At 47.1% G+C, this 20,752-nt stretch carries 16 protein-coding genes; 4 read left to right on the plus strand and 12 right to left on the minus strand.

The annotated features are described in order from the left end of the window. Positions 1-172: 172 nt before the first annotated feature. Positions 173-4,588, plus strand: coding sequence for a T9SS type B sorting domain-containing protein (locus tag BMZ54_RS12990; RefSeq protein ID WP_143080993.1), 4,416 nt, complete (start codon positions 173-175; stop codon positions 4,586-4,588). A 78-nt stretch (positions 4,589-4,666) separates the two neighbouring features. On the opposite strand, the gene serA is transcribed toward BMZ54_RS12990, so the two are convergent. Continuing rightward, positions 4,667-5,902 (minus strand): phosphoglycerate dehydrogenase, encoded by a 1,236-nt coding sequence (gene serA / locus BMZ54_RS12995; RefSeq protein ID WP_089911677.1) that lies wholly within the window; start codon positions 5,900-5,902, stop codon positions 4,667-4,669. A 252-nt stretch (positions 5,903-6,154) separates the two neighbouring features. On the opposite strand from serA, the gene BMZ54_RS13005 reads away from it, so the two are divergent. Then, positions 6,155-7,357 carry a serine hydrolase domain-containing protein gene (locus tag BMZ54_RS13005; RefSeq protein ID WP_089911684.1) on the plus strand — a complete coding sequence of 401 codons (1,203 nt, stop codon included), beginning with the start codon at positions 6,155-6,157 and terminating at the stop codon, positions 7,355-7,357. A gap of 14 nt (positions 7,358-7,371) precedes the next feature. Here the strand turns inward: BMZ54_RS13005 and BMZ54_RS13010 are convergent, their stop codons facing one another. Then, on the minus strand, positions 7,372-8,349 hold the full coding sequence (locus BMZ54_RS13010; protein ID WP_089911686.1) for a cation diffusion facilitator family transporter: 978 nt from the start codon (positions 8,347-8,349) through the stop codon (positions 7,372-7,374). A 208-nt stretch (positions 8,350-8,557) separates the two neighbouring features. On the opposite strand from BMZ54_RS13010, the gene BMZ54_RS13015 reads away from it, so the two are divergent. After that, positions 8,558-9,478, plus strand: coding sequence for a S1C family serine protease (locus BMZ54_RS13015; protein ID WP_089911690.1), 921 nt, complete (start codon positions 8,558-8,560; stop codon positions 9,476-9,478). 109 nt (positions 9,479-9,587) lie between these two features. On the opposite strand, the gene BMZ54_RS13020 is transcribed toward BMZ54_RS13015, so the two are convergent. Continuing rightward, positions 9,588-10,178 (minus strand): outer membrane beta-barrel protein, encoded by a 591-nt coding sequence (locus tag BMZ54_RS13020; RefSeq protein ID WP_089911693.1) that lies wholly within the window; start codon positions 10,176-10,178, stop codon positions 9,588-9,590. 98 nt (positions 10,179-10,276) lie between these two features. Between BMZ54_RS13020 and BMZ54_RS13025 the strand changes: the two genes are divergently transcribed. Then, positions 10,277-10,789 (plus strand): hypothetical protein, encoded by a 513-nt coding sequence (locus tag BMZ54_RS13025; RefSeq protein ID WP_089911696.1) that lies wholly within the window; start codon positions 10,277-10,279, stop codon positions 10,787-10,789. 9 nt (positions 10,790-10,798) lie between these two features. Here BMZ54_RS13025 and BMZ54_RS13030 read toward each other — a convergent pair whose 3' ends face one another. From BMZ54_RS13030 to BMZ54_RS13075, 9 genes are all read right to left on the minus strand, one after another. Continuing rightward, a complete protein-coding gene (locus BMZ54_RS13030) occupies positions 10,799-11,818 on the minus strand; it encodes a fatty acid desaturase (RefSeq protein WP_089911699.1) in 1,020 nt (339 codons plus the stop codon). A 150-nt stretch (positions 11,819-11,968) separates the two neighbouring features. Beyond that, on the minus strand, positions 11,969-12,559 hold the full coding sequence (locus BMZ54_RS13035; RefSeq protein ID WP_089911702.1) for a hypothetical protein: 591 nt from the start codon (positions 12,557-12,559) through the stop codon (positions 11,969-11,971). Between the two features lie 34 nt (positions 12,560-12,593). Beyond that, positions 12,594-13,223, minus strand: a complete 630-nt coding sequence (locus BMZ54_RS13040) for a hypothetical protein (protein ID WP_089911704.1) — start codon at positions 13,221-13,223, stop codon at positions 12,594-12,596. Positions 13,224-13,247: 24 nt separating this feature from the next. Beyond that, a complete protein-coding gene (locus tag BMZ54_RS13045) occupies positions 13,248-13,682 on the minus strand; it encodes a DUF3592 domain-containing protein (protein WP_089911707.1) in 435 nt (144 codons plus the stop codon). Between the two features lie 133 nt (positions 13,683-13,815). Further along, positions 13,816-14,013, minus strand: a complete 198-nt coding sequence (locus tag BMZ54_RS13050; RefSeq protein ID WP_143080994.1) for a hypothetical protein — start codon at positions 14,011-14,013, stop codon at positions 13,816-13,818. Between the two features lie 111 nt (positions 14,014-14,124). Continuing rightward, a complete protein-coding gene (locus tag BMZ54_RS32755) occupies positions 14,125-14,628 on the minus strand; it encodes a hypothetical protein (protein ID WP_143080995.1) in 504 nt (167 codons plus the stop codon). Between the two features lie 286 nt (positions 14,629-14,914). After that, entirely contained in the window at positions 14,915-15,598 is a 684-nt protein-coding gene (infC, locus tag BMZ54_RS13065; RefSeq protein ID WP_089911718.1) for a translation initiation factor IF-3, read from the minus strand. A 126-nt stretch (positions 15,599-15,724) separates the two neighbouring features. Further along, the gene (gene thrS, locus BMZ54_RS13070; protein WP_089911720.1) at positions 15,725-17,665 is read right to left on the minus strand and encodes a threonine--tRNA ligase; all 1,941 of its coding nucleotides are present in this window, start codon (positions 17,663-17,665) and stop codon (positions 15,725-15,727) included. A 282-nt stretch (positions 17,666-17,947) separates the two neighbouring features. Further along, on the minus strand, positions 17,948-20,338 hold the full coding sequence (locus tag BMZ54_RS13075; protein ID WP_089911723.1) for a TonB-dependent receptor: 2,391 nt from the start codon (positions 20,336-20,338) through the stop codon (positions 17,948-17,950). Between the last annotated feature and the right edge of the window lie 414 nt (positions 20,339-20,752).

Genomic DNA, 20,752 nt, shown 5'->3' on the forward strand with positions numbered 1-20,752 from the left:
TGAAATAACACATAAGTATTTTCACTTATTTAAAAATTAATTAAAATGAAATATCTCTACCACAACAGTTAGCGATGCAAATTACGGGGGACACTAAAATGTCAATAATATTCAAGAGGTAAAAAGCCGCTCTCTGATTGGAATCCTATTTTTTTTGTAATACTTCGAACCAGTGATTAGATTATCAGCCTTCCTATGCATGATCATGGCTTTTGTGAGTGGTGAAACTGTTTTTGGACAAGCTTTTGTAAACGCACCTGCGAACGTGTGTACAACGGCCGGTACCAACGCCGAACGCTATGCCACCATTACCGCAGATGTAACCGGTGAAACGGTTACAGATACCAGGTGGACCATCACCCCTGGTGTGGTTGGAGTGGACTTTAAAGTATTGTATGGCACGCTCAATACCACTGTGGCGGGTCGTGGGTCTTTGACCATTGAATTCATAAAGCCCGGCGTTTACACCGCTTCTGCTACAATGAATACTCCAAGTGGCCCTTACAGCGCCAACAGTTTTATAACTGTAAAGGATTGTAGCATGCCGGTGTGTAAAGGCGCCAACACCACCACCCCAATGGCCGGTTTTGTAGAAGATTTCGGCTCTACCGCCATCCCAATTCCACTGGATCCCCTACGCGGCAGCATACAATACACTGCTAACACCACAGGTCCCCTGGGGCCTGAGGAGTATGTAATAGCGGCCAATACCACCGGTCAAAGCACTGACTGGATAACCACCAACGACCATACCCGCAATACCAATGGCGGCATGCTGCTGGTAAATGCAGATGCAACTAAGAACCTGCTGTTCCGCAGAACAGTGAGCGGTCTTTGTAAAGGTGCGGTATACCGCTTGGGCGCCTGGTTTAAGAACCTGGATACCCGTACTTTTTTTGAAACAGGCTGCGGCGCTGCTTATAAAAACCCCGGTGTAACCTTTGAAGTATTAAATGCCGCCACCAATGCGGTTGTTGCTACTTTTAACACCAACGATATTTCTATTCCCCTGCAGGCCGCGGTTAATAATTTTGGCTGGCAGGAATATGCTTTCAGCTTTAAAACACTGCCCGGCCTTACGGATGTAATTGTACAGATCCGTAATAATGCGCCCGGCGGTTGTGGTAACAACCTAGCGGTTGATGATATCAGCTTTTCCTATTGCACACCATATATCTACTCTTTCTTTGACGGGCAAACCGACCAGCTGGGCGGCGAGTACACCATGTGTGCCGGCTCTCCCACCAACCTTACCTCCCAGTATACACCAGCCGGTTATTTTACTATACCGCATTATTTCTGGGAATACAGTAAAGACAGCATTTTATGGACCACCATTAACGGGGATGGCGATGGTATCAGCGGCACCGGTACAGACATACTGCACTTTGTAGAAGGTGCATTGTTACTGGAAGGCGACCCGGTATCCACCACACACCTGTTCTTCCGGTTAAATATATATGAGGATGGCAATACGGAAAGTTGCGCTGCACCCTCCATGCCCATTAAGGTAACGCTGCTGCCCAACCCGAAGGTAGTAGTGCCTGATAATGAAATTTGTAACGGCGATACCGCTACCCTGGTAGCCACCGGTGGCTTTGATTCCTATATATGGGATTCGCCGGTAGATACCACTTCAGAAGAAGTGAAGGTAGCGCCGGATGTAACCAGTGTATACACTGTAACCGGTTATAAAAGTTATGGAGCAGGCCGTACCTGCCAGCGTACCGGCCAGGCCGTGGTAATTGTAGATGACCGCCCGGTGGTGGACAGCATTACAGGCCCCGACAATGTATGCTTTGGCACAGAGGTAGATCTGAGCATAGACCCTGCCCTTTCCCTGTATGATATAGCCTGGACCCCCAACGGCGAAACCGCTGTTACAGATATTAAAGATACGCCCGGCACCGTGGGGCTTAATACTTACGGCGTAACCGTAACTAACGGCATGTGCGTAATAAAAACGTATAAGGACATAACGGTATTGGATATGCCAACCGCTTATGCCGGTGCTACAGATACAATGTACCAGTGTAACGATGGTAACTTTACAATGGCCGGCACCCTGGGTGCAGACGAAACCGGCAAGTGGACCATTGAAGGCGCTGCCAACGGCGCTGTTATTGGCAACATTGCAAACCCGCTGACAACTGTAACCGGCCTTGCAAGCGGTCAGTCAGTAACGCTGGTATGGTCTGTACAAAAAACGCTGAACACCGGTTGTACCAGTACAGATACTATTGTGCTGATGAACGTGGCCATACCCATTACCAGCCTGGCAGGCCCTGACCAAACCCAGTGCGGTACGGCAGATGCCTTTACCATGGCCGCCAATACACCGCCGGCAGGCGCTATTGGTACCTGGGATGTAAAACAAGGCACCGCCTCTGTTGGTAACCTGAATTCAGAGAATACTATTATTACTGTAACCGGTATACAGGATGCCATGCTCACCTGGACCGTATCCAACGCTGTTTGCCCCGGCAAACCGGATACCGTGATACTGAGCAAAAAGAATGCGCCTAATGTTACGCTGGGTGTAGTGCCCAATACCTGTAGCAGTGAGCCTGCATTTACCATTCCTTATACTGCGCCTACAGATAATCCAACCAAGTATGATGTAACGGCAGCCGCCACCAATGCAATGCCCGGGTTTATAACCATCACGGATTCAGCCTTCGTGGCTTCTCCGCTGCTGGCCGCCTACCCTGCTGCTACGGCTACCGGCACTTATGATTTTAACTTAACTGTTAAACATGATGGTGCGGGTTGCGCTACAGATATACCGTTCTCCCTCACCGTTACCTCATCTTCAATAGCACCTACTACTGTAGTTGCAGATAAACCTGAAGTATGTGCGGGTGATAATGTAACCTTAACCGTACAGGATGGCAGCCTGGGAACTGGCGCTAACTGGGTATGGTATGCAGATGGCTGTGGTACCGGCTCACCGCTGGGCACCGGGCTTACGCTTACAACAACAGTAACCAAAACCACTACCTACTATGTGCGTGCGGAAAGCGCCGGCGCATGCGGTAACTCAGGTTGCGCAGCTGTAATAGTAACCGTAGTAAGCATAGCGCCTGTGGCCACTTTTGTGCCGGATTCCATAACGGTGGAATGTGAAGCAGGTAAGGACTACACTACCCTGTTCGGCACACCGCAGTTCAGCCATGCACCTTATACCACTATTGCACTGAATGTAACTTCTACCGATCAGACTATCATGAACGGCTGTACGCAGAAGCTTACCCGTACCTGGACGGCTACAGATGCCTGCGGCCTCACCGGCACAGCAGCACAAACCATTAATGTTGTAGATAAAACAGCACCGGTATTTACTACGCCTAAACCGGCTGATGTAACGGTGAATTGTGACGCCATACCCGTAGCTATTACCATGGATGCGCTGGATAACTGCGCAGGCCTGATCACCGTAACAGCTACCGATGTACGGCAGGCCATTGCCGGCGCATGTGCCAGCAATTATAAGATCCTGCGCACCTGGACGGCTACTGACCCTTGCGGTAACAGTGTAAGCGCAGTGCAAACCATCACGGTAAAAGAATTAACACCGCCTGCATTTACCACTGCAGCGCCTAATGATACGCTGGTAGAATGTGGCTCCATACCTGCACCGGTTGTAATGACCGCTACCGAATATTGCACCGGCGCAAGCATCACTGCAACGGCAACGGATACACGTATAGCTATACCCGGCAAAAGCTGCGGTTACCAGATAGTACGTACCTGGCTGGCGCAGGATGTGTGCGGCAACAGTAATACCGTTTCGCAGACCATTACCGTACAGGATACCACCCGCCCGGTATTTAGCGTAATGCCGCCTGCAGATGCGCTGGTGGATTGTGATAACGTACCCGCGCCGGCTACCAACATAACCGCTACTGATAACTGCGGCAGTGTAAAGATCAGCCGTACACAAACACAGAAACCGGTTAATATCCCGGGCGCCTGCGGCAGCTACGAGATAACCCGCACCTGGACGGCTACAGACGAATGCGGCAATACCGCTACCGCTCAACAGGTGATCACTGTTAGCTGCGATGGTATTCCGAAAATAGCCCTGGGTAATGATACCAGCCTTTGTAACGGGGAAGCCATCCGCCTGCGGGCAGATAATGACGGTACCAGCTACGGTGGCGTAATGACCTACCGCTGGTCAACCGGTTCTACGGAGCCTACCCTTACCGTTACACAATCCGGTACCTATTCCGTAACCGTAGCCAACGACTGCGGACAGGCCTCCGACGAAATAAACGTGAACTTCACCGTTTGCGATCCCAAACCGGTATTTGCCAATGCCTTCTCCCCTAACGGTGATGGTATTAACGACCGTTTCAGACCGGTAACACAACGCGGTATGATGTACGGCTACCTGCTGCGCATTTACAACCGCTGGGGACAGCTGGTGTATAGCGATGCAGACCCCAGGAAAGGCTGGGATGGCTCTATGAACAATACATCGCATCAGGCCAACGTAGGCACCTACATTTGGTGGGTAACCTATACCAAAGACCTGAAAGAGCCGCCGGTAATACTGAATGGCCTGGTGAACGTGGTTAAGTAAACTCTCAGATGCAGACATAAAAAAGAAAGGAGCTCGTAATGAGCTCCTTCTTTTTTTGAGTGATGTTTGCTGATTATATTAATATAATAACCGCGTTTTGATGGTATGTTTTACTTCTTTCAGCGCGGCAAAAGCTTCCTGCGATAATTGTGTATCTACGTCCAGCACCACATAACCTATCTGCTCGTTTGTTTTCAGGTACTGGCCCAGGATGTTGATCTTCTTTGCGGATAACGCAGTATTGATCTCAGACAGCACGCCCGGCACATTCTGGTGAATGTGCAGGATGCGGTGCGTGTTTTCCACCGCCGGTATGCTGATAGCAGGCACGGTATGAGAGCCGAAGCTGGCGCCCTTCTCCAGGTAGTTCAGCATTTTGCTGCTCACATCCAGCCCGATGTTGTGCTGCGCTTCTTCTGTGCTGCCGCCAATATGCGGTGTTAAAATCACATTAGGCAGGTTTTGCAGCGGTGTGCTAAAGGCTGCGCCGTTCTTTTCCGGTTCTACGGGAAATACGTCAATGGCTGCGCCGGAAAGCTGCCCGCTTACCAGCGCATCTTTCAAGGCATCCAGGTCCACTACCTCGCCACGGGCGTAGTTAATGAAAATGGCGCCTTTCTTTACGTCTTTCAGCGTTTCTGCATTGATCATATTGCTGGTGGTCCTGGTAGAAGGTACGTGCAGGGAGATAATATCTGCCTGGGAAAACAGGTCCTTCAAGGTTTTCTGCTGTACAGCATTTCCCAGCGGCAGCTTGGTTTCCACATCATAATACATTACGTTCATGCCCATAGATTCAGCCAGCACGCTTACCTGGCTGCCAATGTTCCCATACCCTACAATGCCCAGCGTTTTACCCCTGAGCTCATAGCTGCCGGCAGCTTCTTTTTTCCAAACGCCTTCATGTGCAGCTTTATTCTTATCAGGAATACGGCGTATCAGCATTATAGACAACCCTATTACCAGCTCGGCCACCGAACGGGTATTTGAATAGGGCGCATTAAATACCGCAATGCCGTGCTCTTTTGCATTCTTCAGATCTACCTGGTTGGTGCCAATACAAAAGCAGCCAATGGCCTGCAGCTTTTTAGCCGCGGCCAGCACCTTAGCGGTGATCTGCGTTTTGGACCGGATACCCAGTAAATGCACATCCTTAATCTCGCTGATCAATTGTTCCTCGCCCAATGCCCCCGACAGCCGGCGGGTATTTGCATAGCCCGCGTGCGTAAACTCTGCTACAGCAGCATCACTGATGTTCTCCAGCAAGAGGATATTGATCTTTTCTTTTGGATAGCTTGTCAACTTCTGCTCCATATATATAGTATTATTAATGCGTACGTTGTGTATTCGCAATTGGCTTAATAATTGTGGTTTAGGGCTAAAACAAGGTGCAAACCTAACAGAAGTCTGGCAGAAATCAAACAGGGGTTCCGGCAAATTTGATATTGTCAAAAAATATGCTGTAGTTTGCTTCGTTTTTAGAATATTATTCACCATTATTGCTAAAAAGAGGGAAAGCACCGGGCTTTCTTTTATATTTTATAGTCTATTAGTTGTCATTGTTCAATGAAGCGATTGAAAGTTTTTGTTTATATTTTGACCATATCCGGTATTGCATTATACATTTCCGGATGCCAGAGCAACGCGGCGCGAGAAAAAAAGTCCCTCAACACAGCAGGAGAAGCGGTATATGATCTTGAAGAAACTGCTGCGGAAAAAGCAGCCGTTCTCAACTCCCCTACTACCAAAAGACAACAGGCAGAACTTTCTGACTTCTTTTCCCATAAATTATTAAGAACAGGTTTTAACGGCGCCATGCTGGTGGCTAAAAAAGGCGTAGTGATCTTTGAACAATACCATGGTATTGAAGATTACCAGAGCAAAATGCTGATCGGCGAAAGCTCCTCCTTCCAGCTGGCATCAGTATCCAAAACCTTTACGGGCATGGGTATTTTGTGGTTAATGGAACGCGGGCAGCTGAACCTGGAAGATACGCTGCAGCGCTATTTTCCCACCTTCCCTTACATGGGCATTACCATTCGCATGCTGCTGAACCATCGTAGCGGCCTGCCCAACTACTTATACTTCAGCGACAGCCTGTGGCAGAACCAGGATATTTTTCTTACCAACGCGGAGCTGCTGCGTATGATGGAGCAGCACAAACCACCGGTACAACATCAGCCCAATACCCACTTCCAGTATTGCAATACCAATTTTGCGCTGCTGGCTTCTATTATTGAAAGGGTCAGCGGGCAAAAGTACCCGGACTTTATGCGGCATACCTTTTTTGAACCGCTGGGCATGACGAACACATTTGTTTTTGACCCTACCAGTACAAAGCGGCCGCACCAAACCACCAGTCATAAATACAACCTGCGCCCTGAACCGGATACTTACCTAGACGGTGTTTTTGGCGATAAAGGCGTGTACAGCACCGCCCAGGATATGCTGAAATGGGACCAGGCTTTGTACTCGGGCTTCTTTAAACCGGAAACCCTGCAGCAGGCCTTTACCCCTTACAGCAATGAGAAACCAGGCGTGCGCAATTACGGTTTGGGCTGGCGTTTAATGATAAACCCCGACAGCAGTAAAATTGTATACCATAACGGCTGGTGGCATGGTAATAATACCGTGTTCTGCCGGCTGGTACAGGATAGCACCACCATTATTATTTTAGGTAATAAATACGACCGCGGTATTTACCAGGCCGTGAAGCCTATCCGTGCTATTATGGGGCATGGAGATGGAGATGAGGAAGGTGAAGAATGATTCGTAATTAAATCTCACCCGTGTTTCCGGTTCGGTAATACATTCTCTCGGGTCCAGGTGATCTTACCACTGAATTTTTCTTTACGTACAGGGCATTCCATCAGCTGGCAATAGTGGCAGCACACCGGCAGGCAGGGATCTGCATGGATAAAGAACTCTACTTCACTATTAGCGAATCCCTGGTTCACCAGCTTTTCCACCGCTTTTAGCTCATCATGCGCCTGGCTTAGCTCCAGGTAATAAGGTAAGGTAATATGGCAATCAATATGATAATTATTGCCGTATTGCTGCACGCGCATATTATGTACATCTATCCAGGTTGGCCGGCGGTGCTGGTTCAGGATGTTAATGACCTGATCTATCACCTGCATATCGGTTTCATCCATCAGGCCTGATATAGAGCGGCGTAGCAATTGATAGCCTTTGCGCAGTATCAGGATACCCATGGCTACAGACACTACGGGATCCAGCCAGGTCCAGCCGGTGTAATGAATAACTATGAGGGCGACCACCAGCCCCAGACTGCTGTATACATCCGTCATTATATGCTGCCCGTTGCCTGTAATGGTAATGGAAGGCAGCTTACGCCCCTCCCTTACCAGGTATTGGCCCAGCAGCAGGTTTACTAATGTAGTGGCGCCAATGAGCCAGATACCACGGGTCACATCCTCCAGCTGGTAAGTACCAATAAAGTATTGTACTGCTTTGAAAAGAATGAGGCAGCCGGCTATAAAGATCATAGCGCCCTCCGCTCCTATGGAAAAAAACTCCACTTTACCATGCCCATATGGGTGGTTTGCATCCCGCGGTTTGCCGGTCAGGTAAATGCTGTAACAGGCAAAAGCGCCCGCCACAACATTGATGATAGATTCCAGCGCATCAGACAGGATAGCTACGGAATGAGTGAGAAAGTACGCAGTGAATTTGGCCACCGTTAACAGGAAGCTGACGAGCAGTGAGATGAGTATAATGCGAAATTCTTTCCGGAGCAATGGTTTTGGTGTTGGTGGAAGCTACAAAAGAAGTAAAAAAGGCTTAAACAGGGAACAAGTTTTATTGGAGGAATTTGTTTATAGGATGAAATAACGCAGCACTCCGGACATCTTATCTCCTGTTTCATCCAACCCCTGCCGTTTTGTCTGCCCTAAACACCCTGGCTTGTTTTGTGCGTAGCCATCCTTAATAAAAAAAGGAGGTGCTATGGATGCGTATTCTGAGATCATCCATAATGCGGTGGAAGCCGCAGGCAGATCAGTTGTTAAAATAGAACGGCTGGATGCCAACAGGAAAGTAACCGGGACCGGCTCAGGGTTCTTCTTTTCTTCCGACGGTTATCTATTCACCAATTCCCATGTAGTACACCAGGGCCGTTATTTCAATGTAATGCTGCATGATGGCAGCGTATACCCGGCTATTCTTTCAGGAGAAGATACAGATGCGGATATTGCTATCCTTAAAACATCTGCCTTTGACTTCCAGGTAGCGCAGCTGGGCGACGCCGCCGCTTTGCAGATAGGCCAGCTGGTAATTGCCATTGGCAACCCGCTGGGCTTTCAGCATACGGTTACCGCCGGGGTGGTGAGCGCATTAGGCCGCTCTTTACACAGTGGTAATGGCCGTACCATGGACGACCTGGTGCAAACGGATGCTGCGCTAAACCCGGGTAACTCCGGCGGCCCGCTCATTAATTACAAGGGCGAGGTAGTGGGTGTGAACACCGCTACGATACAGGGTGCACAAGGGCTTTGTTTTGCCATCAGCATTAACTCTGCCAAGATGATAGCGGCGGAATTAATGCAATATGGTAAAGTGGTGAAGGGTTACCTGGGTGTGTTGTTGCAGCAGATAACGCTGGTGCCCAAGCTACGCACCGGCCTGCAACTGCGTAATAAAACAGCGCTGTTCGTAACGGGTGTGGAAGGTAAAAGCCCTGCTGCCAGGGCAGGTTTGCAGGATGGTGATATTATCATTGCCTTCAACAACAAGGAAGTAGAAACCGCCGATGCCCTGTTCCGGCAACTGGGACGGGAAAAGATCGGGCAGTTCCAGCACATAAAAGTGATCCGGCAAAACCGGGTACTGGAGCTGAGAGTAACGCCCGTAGAGAAAAAAGCAGCGTAGCTGATGTGCAGATGGAGTAATGGATTGCTTGCTGCGATCCGGGCTTTCCTGGAATGGAACGGGGCTGATCAACATAGTTTGATCAGCCCCGTTCTTATTATGTACAGTATTAAAAGTTAAAGAAACAGCCTACGCCAATTATACTGGCTTTGCTGCCGCTAACACCTTTCATATAAGAAGCCTTGATCTCAATATTATGACGGCTGCTGCTGCCTACACCTATGCGAACGCCGGCATTGGCTACAGGACCCACCGTGCTTTTCTCGCCACCAATGGTGTGATAATCGCCATTCTCATCGATCTCAATCTCATCGAGGCCGGTTTGGTAATGATAACCAAAACCAGCGCCCACAAACCAGCCGAAGCGGTCCCTGTTTTTGCGGGATGAGCCGGCGCCCATGTTAAAATTCAGCATCAAAGGAGCATTGAACATAAAGCTGAGGGTGTTCTCACTTTTATCTACCCTGGAATTGTAGGTACCGGAAAGTCCCATACTTAAAGGCAGGCCCACAGATAAGGACAGGTTATCCTTTTCCATAAAACTCAGGTACGGCGACCAGGTGATAGCGCCCATTACCTTGCTATCCAGGCCATCGGGCTTGCCTGAAAAAACGCTTACGCCAAGACCATTACGGAAACTTTGTGAAAATGAGCTAAGGCTGGCCATACAGATCAGGGCCAACAACATGATTTTTTTCATGGGTTAAGGGAATTTTTAATAAATAAATTGTACGCTTGTGTGATTAAAAACCGGAGCAAATATATTAACTTTTATTAAAATGTAAATAGTATAGGCACATGTATCTGCGCACTGAGATCTTAAAGGACAACAGCCGTGATCATATCATCCATCTTACAGACTGGATCGGAGGCAACGCTTCGCGGGTGGATCAATTGATAGGCCTGTTCCTGCATGATGAGTACCGCGTGGTGCAAAGGGCGGCCTGGATCATCAGCTATGTAGCGCAGGAACATCCGGAATTAATAGCGCCACATTTGCCGGCCATGGTACAACGCATGGAGGATGCGGGTATACCGGTAGCGGTTAAACGAAATGTAATAAGGGTATTGCAATTCCTGCCCATCCCTCCTGAGCTGCATGGCCCGGTTATGAACCACTGTTTTAACTTTCTGGCCGATCCGGAAGAAACCGTTGCAGTAAGGGCTTTTTCCATGACCGTGCTGGCCCATCTTGCCAAAGAATACCCGGATATTAAACAGGAGCTGCGTCTGGTACTGGAAGACCAGCTGGCACAAAAAAATAGCCCCGGATTTACATCCAGGGCCAAAAAGGTATTAAAGCTATTGTAGTATTATTAATTACTTAACCTCCACAGAGAATTTCTCTTTCACCAGGTCCATATCCGGTTTGGATTCGTCTGTCAGCTGCACTTTACCACGGTCTTTTCTTACTACTCTGGAGAACAAAGAGATCTCCTGGTCAAACAGGAAACGGAAGAACAGCTTTGTCCAGGAAGTGTGGTAATACAAAGAGTTATAAAAGCCGGAAGCGTTCTTACGGATCTGCGGCAGCTTATTCCAGGGAATGGAAGGAAAATCGTGATGCTCGTTATGGTAACCCACGTTAAACGCTACGGTATTCAATACGCCATAGTAGCTGTAGGTTTCCTGCTCGCCATGGGTAAGGTAGTGCTCCTGGATCCAGCGGGCGCCCAGGGGGTGCAGGCCTACGGAGAAGAAGAAGCTCAGTACCAGGAAGCTGATGGCTTTAGGACCCCAGAAATAGGATACTGCTGCCACAAAAACGATCTGCACGATCCAGTTCAGCGCTATCCAGCCATCAAAAGGTTTAATTTCCTTCAGCCTGGAAATACGGAACACCTGGAACAGAGGATAAAACAGCAACCAGAGCACTTTACCAACAAAATAGTTATTGATCAACCTGGCTTCCCAGCGGTTAGGCAGGTCGGCATCCAGCTCATGGATACCCTGGAAAGAGTGATGTTTAATATGATAACGCTCAAAAGACACAGAGCTGGGCACTACCTGGGGAATGTTTGCCAGGATACCGGCCAGGCGGTTAGCCTCCGGTTTCTTGAACAGCAGGCGGTGTGCACATTCATGGATCATTACAAACAATGCATGATCTGCAAAGGCACCCAGCAGGTATGCTGCACCGAAAACCAGCCACCATGACTGATCTCTGAGCAGCCATGCCCCTACAACCTGAAAGCTAACTAAACCAATAATTGCAAAGATGGTCAACGGATTTTTCCCAATGAGTTTACGGATATCGGGATGTTGTTTGAGAATTTCCTTGGTTCTTATACGGTGCGGCTCGCTTGCGGTTGAATACACGAAGTCTTTTCTCTTTGTCATAAACGGCAATATAGGGAGATAATGTTAAAATTACAATTTAGGAATAGTTAATATTTATTGTGTGCAAAGGTAAATATTTTGTTGGTTGTTAAAAAGATAAAAATTAAAAGTAATGTTTGGCAGGCTGAACCATTTTTAGTTCTAATGCTTTCAGTGATCCATGTGGTATGCTTGCATATTCTTACGAGGCCGATCGAAATAAAAAATCAGACATACATATAGTATTGCCAAAACTAAAATTGTCATCAAATCCATCCTGAGATAGTGATATATAGAATATTCTTTCCCAAAGGTTGTCCAGGTAATACCTTCTGTAACCGGCGTTTCGGTAAGACTTTCATGCTCAAATGAGAATACCTTTACCTTTCCCGGTGAGGCGCATTGAAAAATCATCTTGTCTTTCTGCAGGGAAAAAGCAGCAATATCACATTCGTCTATTGCAGCTAAACCAATTTCACCTCCATTCTTTAACAGATAGGTACCGCTTTCAGTTTCCCGGATCTCATATGGGTAACTAAGTGGTATCCGCCGGTATTCGATCCCTCCTTCATACAAGTAAAATGAATTAAGTTTCAGGATTACCAGTATAAGCCATATAAAAAGAGCGAATGTTCTGTTATGGCCTTTAGGTAAGAGCTGCACGCTTTGCTTTCTGAAAAGGAAATTAAAGATGCCTGAAATAGGGTAAGCAATTCCTACGATGATCCCGGTTTCAATTATCAGAGCAATCAGTTTAAGCATAATTTATCTACCCCTCCATTTATTAGTAAATGCCTTATAAAATATGTGTTTTAAGCTCTTCATAAGAAAGGTGCCCTGTTGTTTCAATGCCATCCTGATGAGCAACTTTTCCGTCAGCACTTAGTTCCAGTAACAGGTTGTACCAATAATCCCCTCCCATAGAAGAGATAAGATTCATTTCAATTAATAAATAATTCTTATCCGACGAATTAAAGGTGATTAACGTAGCAGGAAGCATAATTTTAGCGTCTGCTATTTTTGCATTCAGCCTAATATTAGTGCCATTTATTAAAAGAGCGGCTTGCTGGTTATTCAAATAATTGATTACATCCGGATAGTTTTGTGGTTGACGGGTAAGGTCAACAATATCAAGCTCGCTTTTAAGATATAGTGCACAGCTTATATTTTGAATAGTATCTTCAAAAAACGTCACCTGTAATGTATCATTAATCGGGTATTTGGCACACTTTATTTCTTTTTCATGGTAGCTATTGTCAAAGTTGTCCCCCAAGGAATTACTATGTTCTTTAACAATGCTATCATCTACTTTAGATTGAATACTGTCAATTGCAGGATCTGTTTCATTTTTTCTTCCTGGTTCTTTTGGGGAGCAGGAACTAAAAATAAATGCCAGTGCTAAAAATTGAAAAGTTATTATCCTCATAAATTCCCTGTTGGGGTTAGTAACTTAATTAAACATCTCATAGAGCATACCTATATTTATAATTAACCAGATAGCAACAAACAGTGCAAGCAAGAAAAATCTAAATAAGAGTATTGATCCGGAGTCAATCAGTATCTCCGCTGGGTCTTCTTTATCATAATAGACGTCAACTAAAGAGTTAATTCTTGGTTCTTTATACTCATAGAGGTCTGAAGTTACCTGGCGGTTGTCCCCATTTTTATCAATAAATTCAACAATCGAAGCATATTGTGGATGTTGATCAAGGTCCTCTTTATTTACAAATCCTGTGACAAGCCCTTTTACGCAAACTCCTGTCCGGATTAACTTCGCTGTATTACGATATTGCTGAATAAGGTTCTTGGCTTCACTTCTGTAAACAATAAAGTCTATGAGGATTAATACTGCAATGTTTACAATATGGGATAGGATCCGATCCATATGATTCTCTAATATGATCAGTGGGTTGATCTGATTAAGTAAGGTCTTATAACCAGCTACCAGCGCATCATAAGCCGTTTCGCTGATGTGGATGACAATGGTGTGTTTGGATTATGTGCCTTACCGAAAAACATCAAATACTTTTCACCGCCAATCTATTCAATTCAGACAAACAGCTATCGTGCCGCAACATGGAATCACCTGCTACCTGGTAGTACCGTACGCTGATCTTTGTTGGTTTGGGCTTTGGCTTTGGTTTCTTCACCCCCACGCTCACACAGGCATCGATCAGCATTAATATAATGCCTGCTAAAATAAACCATCGTTTCATGCTCGGTTTCATAGGATATATCACTAACAACATAAAGAACCGCTCCGCACTTTTTGCGGAACGGTCCTTTTAAATATCATAACTACCTTTCCCTTCGTACAGGAGTTTACGTTAGTTCTTCCCAACAAATAATGACCAGTGGTCACTGAAGGGAATGTACGTATAATCCTTACCCATTTTGGCCTCTGTTCTATTATCACACAGATCGTGATAATAGTAATAGTGGTTAATGTCTTTGTCCTCATTCTGGGAGTTCAGCTTGTAGATGTACAGGCTGTAACGGTCAGTAGCATCACAGGGACCTTTTTCCAGGTTCACGGATGTTACTTTCAGCTCCCGCATAAGATCGGTGATCATTGGGTTGCAAACCTTATTGGAATGGCTTTTACCACCCTCCTTCTCGCAATCCACAATAATGTACCGGGTATATTCAGTATGGTCAAGTTGAGGTACTATCAGCGAATCGATCATGTGATTCAACCGCTTCAGCTTATCTTCATTCTGATAAAAGCTGGTCTTAAAATACTCTTCATTCGTTACTCCTTTACAGGAAGAAAGCAACGTAGCTGTGATACAGACAAATAAGAGTGCGTGACAGTCTCTTAGATTTAACATACGAGGAAAATTTAATAGTTAGCAACTTCAATAGTAAGGGGTCAATGTGGTCGCAAGTTGTCTTTATCCCTGATCTTGGCGCTTAAGGTTCTCTTGGATAGTCTGTTTTTCATTGTCATCAGGTCAAAGGAAAAACCCGCTAGTACATGACAATCGCAAATATAATAATTTAATTTAATAATATAAATATATAATTTATATAAATTATGCACATATCTGGGGATAAAAAAACCGCTCTGAACTATCAGAGCGGTTTGCTGTTGCTAATTATATGAGGATAAACCTGTTAGCTGTTTCCTTCCGGTTTGCTTTCTACCGGGCGGGGTGCAGGTGCAGGTGACTGCTCCCTGTTCTCCCTTGGCTCGCGGGGCTCTTTAGGCTCCTTGGGGCCGCTTTCTTTTTTCTTGGCTGCCTTTGGTGCAAAAATGGCGATCATACGTTTACCTTCCATGGTAGGCATGCCTTCCAGCGCTCCTACTTCTGCCAGGCGTTCTGCGAACTTCAGCAGGATCAGCTCACCACGCTCTTTAAACATAATAGCGCGGCCTTTGAACTGTACATAGGTTTTTACCTTATTGCCATCTTTCAGGAATTTCTCCGCATGTTTGGCTTTAAAGTCAAAGTCATGATCGTCCGTATTAGGCGTAAAGCGGATCTCTTTCACCTCGCTTTTGTGCGCCTTGGCCTTCATTTCCTTTTCCTTCTTCTTCTTCTCGTACAGGAATTTATTGTAGTCGATGATGCGACATACGGGGGGCGTAGCATTTGGGGATATTTCTACCAGGTCCAGTCCCTGTTGTTCAGCCATGTGTAAAGCTTCGTCTGTTCTATAAACGCCAACTTCCACATTTTCTCCTACTAGCCTTACTTCCGGTACACGTATCATTCTGTTGGTACGATGTTCTTGCTGTTGTTCCCTGCGAAAGTTCGGGTTTCTCCCGCGGTTAAAATTTGGTCTGGGTGATTGCATTAAAAAGAATAAAATTAATTAATAATTGTCCTAAGCTGCCGGCGTATCAGTTTTTTACCGGCCTGTTTTACAAGTGTTACAAATTTAAGGTTAAATATGTAGCAATTATTATACCTCGATCGAAAATTATTCAAAAGGTTTCCGGTTCACTACCTCATCATTCACAAGGCCTATAAACTGGTCGAGGTTCATGGTTCCAAGATCGCCTTTTGCCTGCCTTCTTACGGCTACTATCTCCTCGGTGGCTTCCTTTTCGCCCAGTACCAGCATGTAAGGTACTTTGGCCAGCTCCGCTTCCCGGATCTTCTTCCCTATTTTCTCATTGCGGTCGTCTATCTCTGCGCGAATTTCAGCAATTTTTAACAATTCAGCCACTTTTTCTGCGTAGATCAGGCTTTTATCACTAATTGGCAGCACTTTTACCTGGGTAGGTGTTAACCACAACGGGAATTTACCTGCACAGTGTTCTATCAGCACAGCCACAAATCTTTCCAGGGAGCCAAAAGGTGCACGGTGGATCATTACCGGGCGGTGCTTCTGGTTATCGGCGCCTATATACTCCAGCTCAAAACGCTCCGGCAGGTTGTAATCCACCTGGATGGTTCCCAGCTGCCATTTACGTCCCAAGGCATCCTTTACCATAAAATCCAGCTTGGGGCCATAAAAGGCGGCCTCGCCATATTCTACTACGGTGTTCAGTCCCTTTTCAGCGGCCGATTCAATGATGGCCTGCTCTGCCAGGTGCCAGTTCTCATCGGTACCTATGTATTTGCTGCGGTCTTCCTTATCGCGCAGGGAGATCTGGGCAGTATAATCTGTAAAATTCAGGCTGCGGAACACGTACAGCACCAGGTCTATTACCTTAATAAACTCGTCCTTTACCTGGTCCGGCCGGCAAAACAGGTGCGCATCGTCCTGGGTAAATCCGCGTACGCGGGTAAGGCCATGCAGCTCACCGTGCTGCTCATAACGGTACACGGTACCAAATTCCGCCAGGCGCACCGGCAAGTCTTTGTACGACTTGGGCGATGATTTATAGATCTCGCAATGGTGCGGGCAGTTCATGGGTTTCAGGAGGAACTCCTCTCCTTCTTCCGGCGTATGAATAGGCTGAAAGCTATCCTTACCATATTTCTCATAGTGGCCGGAGGTAACGTAGAGGTTCTTGCTGCCAATGTGCGGAGTTATTACCGGCAGGTAACCGCTTTCTACCTGCGCCTTTTGCAGGAAGCTTTGCAGGCGTTCGCGCAGCATAGCGCCTTTAGGCAGCCATAATGGTAAGCCCAGCCCTACCCTTTCTGAAAAGGTGAACAGCTCCAGCTCTTTACCCAGCTTGCGGTGGTCGCGCTTTTTAGCTTCTTCCACCAGGGTCAGATACTCATCCAGCTCTTTCTGGCTGGGGAAAGTGATGCCGTAAATGCGGGTGAGCATCTTGTTCTTCTCATTCCCACGCCAGTAAGCGCCGGCAATATTGGTAAGCTTGATAGCTTTAATAAAACCGGTATTGGGAATGTGCGGTCCGCGGCAAAGGTCTGTAAACCCGCCCTGGGTATAGAAGGTAATGGTACCATCCTGCAGGTCGTTGATCAGCTCCAGTTTGTATTCGTCCCCTTTCTGGGTAAAATACTGCAGGGCTTCGGGTTTGCTTACGTCCTTGCGCACGTATACATTATTCTGTTTGGCCAGTTCGGCCATTTTGGTCTCTATCTTCTTCAGGTCCTCGTCAGTAATGGCCTGGCCGCCCAGGTCTATATCATAATAAAAACCATTTTCAATGGCGGGGCCTATGCCCAGCTTTACGCCAGGGTACAGGGCTTCCAGGGCTTCTGCCATCAGGTGGGCGGAGGAGTGCCACATGGTTGCCTTGCCATCGGTATCCGTCCAGGTAAGTAATTGCAGGGTGGCATCTGTGTTGATTGGACGGGTGGCGTCTATCACCTGCCCGTTCACTTTTGCTGACAATACTTTACGTGCCAATCCTTCACTGATGGACTTGGCAATGTCTAATGCAGTTACTCCTGGTTCATACTGACGGACTGCGCCATCCGGAAAAGTAATATTGATCATAATATCAAGCTCTTAGCTCCTTGCTGTTAGCCGTTAAATTTAAATAAATGAAATGCTTGCGAAGATAAGCAATTTACTTATTAGCTATTAGCTTTTAGCAATTAGCTGTTAGCTATTGGCAGTTAGCTTTTAGCCGCCGGGTATTAAAAATAAGTGCAGGGGGTGCATTGGGAATGCAGTAACTAGCTATTGGCTGTTAGCTTTTAGCCTTTAGCTGTTTTGTATTTTGCTAATAGCTAAAAGCTAATAGCTAAAAGCTAATAGCTAAAAGCTAATTACTAACTACTGAAACTTAAAGTTCCACGTAATAGATGGTAGTATTGGGAATAAAGACACTTGCCTTGCGCGGATGGTGAGGTTATTACCCAGCACGCCCCCGGTTTGGTCAAAGTACAGAAAGTACGGATTCATACGGCTGTACACGTTATAGATGGAAAATGCCCAGCTGCTCTGGAAGTGCTTATCGGGCCTTTGTTTAGGCGTGTACACGGCGGAAAGGTCCATGCGGTGATAGGCTGGCATGCGGTAACCGTTAATATTGCTGTATTCCTGCACCAGGGAGCCATCTATCATATAGAACTGTGAGGGCAACGTGGTTGTATTGCCGGATCCGTAAATGAACACGCCGGACAGGTGCCATTTGGGAGTAAGCTCGTAATTGGCTACCAGCACCAGGTCGTGGCGGCGGTCGTACTTGGCCGGGAACTTTTTACCCTGGTTCAGGCTGGGAAACTGGCGCCAGGTCCAGGCCAGGGTATAACCCAGCCAGCCGGTAAAGCGGCCTTTGGTTTTATTGATAAAGAACTCTGCCCCGTAAGCCCAGCCTTTGCCAAACACAAAATCCTCTTCCGGGTCGGTTAAGGAGGGCGTATATCCCTGGCGGTACTCTATCTGGTGCTGCATATCCTTATAATACGCTTCTACAGAGGTTTCCCAGCCATCATCATTAAAGTTGCGGTAGTATCCCATGGTGTATTGCCAGGAGATCTGCGGCCGTACCTTATAGGTACTGGGCACCCACAGGTCTGTGGGCAGCGTGGTACCTGCATTGGTTACCAGGTGTATGAACTGGTAGTTGCGGGTAACGGATGCCTTGATGGAGTTTTGCCCGTTCCAGGCATACCGCAGGATCATCCGGGGCTCAAAGCCGCCGTAAGAGCGTACCTGCTGCAGGCTTTCATATACCGTGCTATCCATCTTTACGCCGTTATTGTTCTTAATATACCGGGTGTAGGGTCCTACCTGCATAAAAGCGCTGTAACGCAGGCCGGCATTCAGCTTCAGCTTAGGTGATATTTCCCATTCATCCTGTACATACAGGGCGGCTTCGTGGGCGTATTTGCGGAAAGCATTATCCGGGTTAAAGGCTGTACTATCCTGCCGGCCGGAAATAGAGAACGGTGTAAAACGATGGTAAATGTAGTTGCCGCCGAATTTAATATGGTGCTTATTGCTGGCAAAGTAGTCGAAATCCAGCTTGCCATTAACATCGCTGATGCCGGAGGCCAGGCGGATATCGAAATTGTTCTGTAAGCCGGTGAAGCTGAACTTATAATCGTTGTAAATAACGGACGTATTGGAAAACAGCTTGCTGCTGAACACATGGTTCCAGCGTAAGGTGGCGGTACTGTTGCCCCAGGGAATGGTAGCATCAAAGGTGCGGGTACCGCTCTTGAAGCTAAACACATCGCGCCCGAAGTAACCGCTCAGGTACACCCGGTCCTTATCTGAAAAAATGTAATTGGCTTTTACATTCAGGTCATAGAAATAATAACCGGAGCCGCTGAAGTCACTATTCTTTTTTACGAAAGGTTTGGCTACCCAGTCAATATAGGTGCGGCGGCCGGAGATAATAAAGGAGGATTTATCCTTTTTCAAAGGCCCCTGCAGCGATAACCGTGAAGCGATGAGGCCAATGCCCCCTTCTCCCTGCAGCTGCTGGTTATTACCATCCTTCATGTTCACATCTACTACAGACGACAGGCGTCCGCCATAATTAGCCGGCATACCGCCTTTAATAAGCGTGGTATTGCGGATGGCGTCTGCATTAAAAATGGAAAAGAAGCCAAACAGGTGGCCGGTGTTGTACACAGGCGCTTCATCCAGCAATATCAGGTTCTGATCCGGCCCGCCGCCGCGCACATATAAGCCGGCATTGCCCTCCCCTGCTGCCTGTACGCCGGGCATGAGCTGCAGCATTTTCAGCACATCCACCTCGCCCATAAATGAAGGCAGTTTTTTTGCGTCGGCGGTAGCCATTTCTACGCGGCCCATTTCAGTACTGGCTACATTGCGGTTCTTTCGCTTATCGGTAATTACTACTTCCTGCGCCTGGTAGGTACGGGGTGTCATGGCAAAATTGATCTGCAGGTTATCATTCAGCTGAATGACCTGCTCTTTTTCCTGGTATCCCAGGAAAGTGCATACCAGCGTGTATTCCCCGGCGGGCAGGCTAATAGCATAAAACCCATATGCATTGGCCTGGATGCCCTGCGGGCTTTCTTTAATGTGCACTGTGGCGCCGGTAAGGGATTCCCCGTTGGTAGTGTCGCGCACATAACCGCTGATGGTGAATTTTTGCTGGGCAACCGTTATGGTAAAATGGAAAAGACAAAGTACGGGCAGCACGATATGCCGCAACAGGTGATGAAGATATGGACTAGACGAGCTCATGGCAACCCCAATTCAGTTTAGATACGGTTTGCGCTACTGGTTTTTCTACTGATTGATCCCTGCTAATAAAATGGGCTGATGATTATTGTTATTTGCGTATGACAATAAAAGACAGGTGGCTGTTCTAAAGCAGGTCTTCATAGGTATTGGATAACGGTTTCGTTCACAAAAGCATTCTCTCCCGGCAAAGATATAGGAAAAAGTTGATAGTTGTTTGTGTTTGGTGGACAGTCCATGGTCCATAGTCCATGGTATAGAGCGTAAGGGGAATAGTGCGGGGTAAGGCAACCGGCCGGGTACGCTCAACCTCCGAAATGAACAAGTCCATGGACTATGGACCATCGACCATGGACTTGTCACAGCATTTAACTGAATGGTAATATTGCAGGTGGATACAACCGGCTGGGTGCGCTC

It is taken from the genome of Chitinophaga rupis (genome assembly GCF_900109685.1).
GTDB classification, from domain to species: domain Bacteria; phylum Bacteroidota; class Bacteroidia; order Chitinophagales; family Chitinophagaceae; genus Chitinophaga; species Chitinophaga rupis.

Coding starts and splice junctions, on each gene's coding strand:
- serA (WP_089911677.1), bottom strand. CDS start 5,902: ATGGAGCAGAAGTTGACAAGCTATCCAAAAGAAAAGATCAATATCCTC.
- BMZ54_RS13075 (WP_089911723.1), bottom strand. CDS start 20,338: ATGAGCTCGTCTAGTCCATATCTTCATCACCTGTTGCGGCATATCGTG.
- BMZ54_RS13025 (WP_089911696.1), top strand. CDS start 10,277: ATGTATCTGCGCACTGAGATCTTAAAGGACAACAGCCGTGATCATATC.
- BMZ54_RS13005 (WP_089911684.1), top strand. CDS start 6,155: ATGAAGCGATTGAAAGTTTTTGTTTATATTTTGACCATATCCGGTATT.
- BMZ54_RS13020 (WP_089911693.1), bottom strand. CDS start 10,178: ATGAAAAAAATCATGTTGTTGGCCCTGATCTGTATGGCCAGCCTTAGC.
- BMZ54_RS13050 (WP_143080994.1), bottom strand. CDS start 14,013: ATGAAACGATGGTTTATTTTAGCAGGCATTATATTAATGCTGATCGAT.
- BMZ54_RS13045 (WP_089911707.1), bottom strand. CDS start 13,682: ATGGATCGGATCCTATCCCATATTGTAAACATTGCAGTATTAATCCTC.
- BMZ54_RS13040 (WP_089911704.1), bottom strand. CDS start 13,223: ATGAGGATAATAACTTTTCAATTTTTAGCACTGGCATTTATTTTTAGT.
- BMZ54_RS32755 (WP_143080995.1), bottom strand. CDS start 14,628: ATGTTAAATCTAAGAGACTGTCACGCACTCTTATTTGTCTGTATCACA.
- BMZ54_RS13030 (WP_089911699.1), bottom strand. CDS start 11,818: ATGACAAAGAGAAAAGACTTCGTGTATTCAACCGCAAGCGAGCCGCAC.
- BMZ54_RS13015 (WP_089911690.1), top strand. CDS start 8,558: ATGGATGCGTATTCTGAGATCATCCATAATGCGGTGGAAGCCGCAGGC.
- infC (WP_089911718.1), bottom strand. CDS start 15,598: ATGCAATCACCCAGACCAAATTTTAACCGCGGGAGAAACCCGAACTTT.
- BMZ54_RS13035 (WP_089911702.1), bottom strand. CDS start 12,559: ATGCTTAAACTGATTGCTCTGATAATTGAAACCGGGATCATCGTAGGA.
- thrS (WP_089911720.1), bottom strand. CDS start 17,665: ATGATCAATATTACTTTTCCGGATGGCGCAGTCCGTCAGTATGAACCA.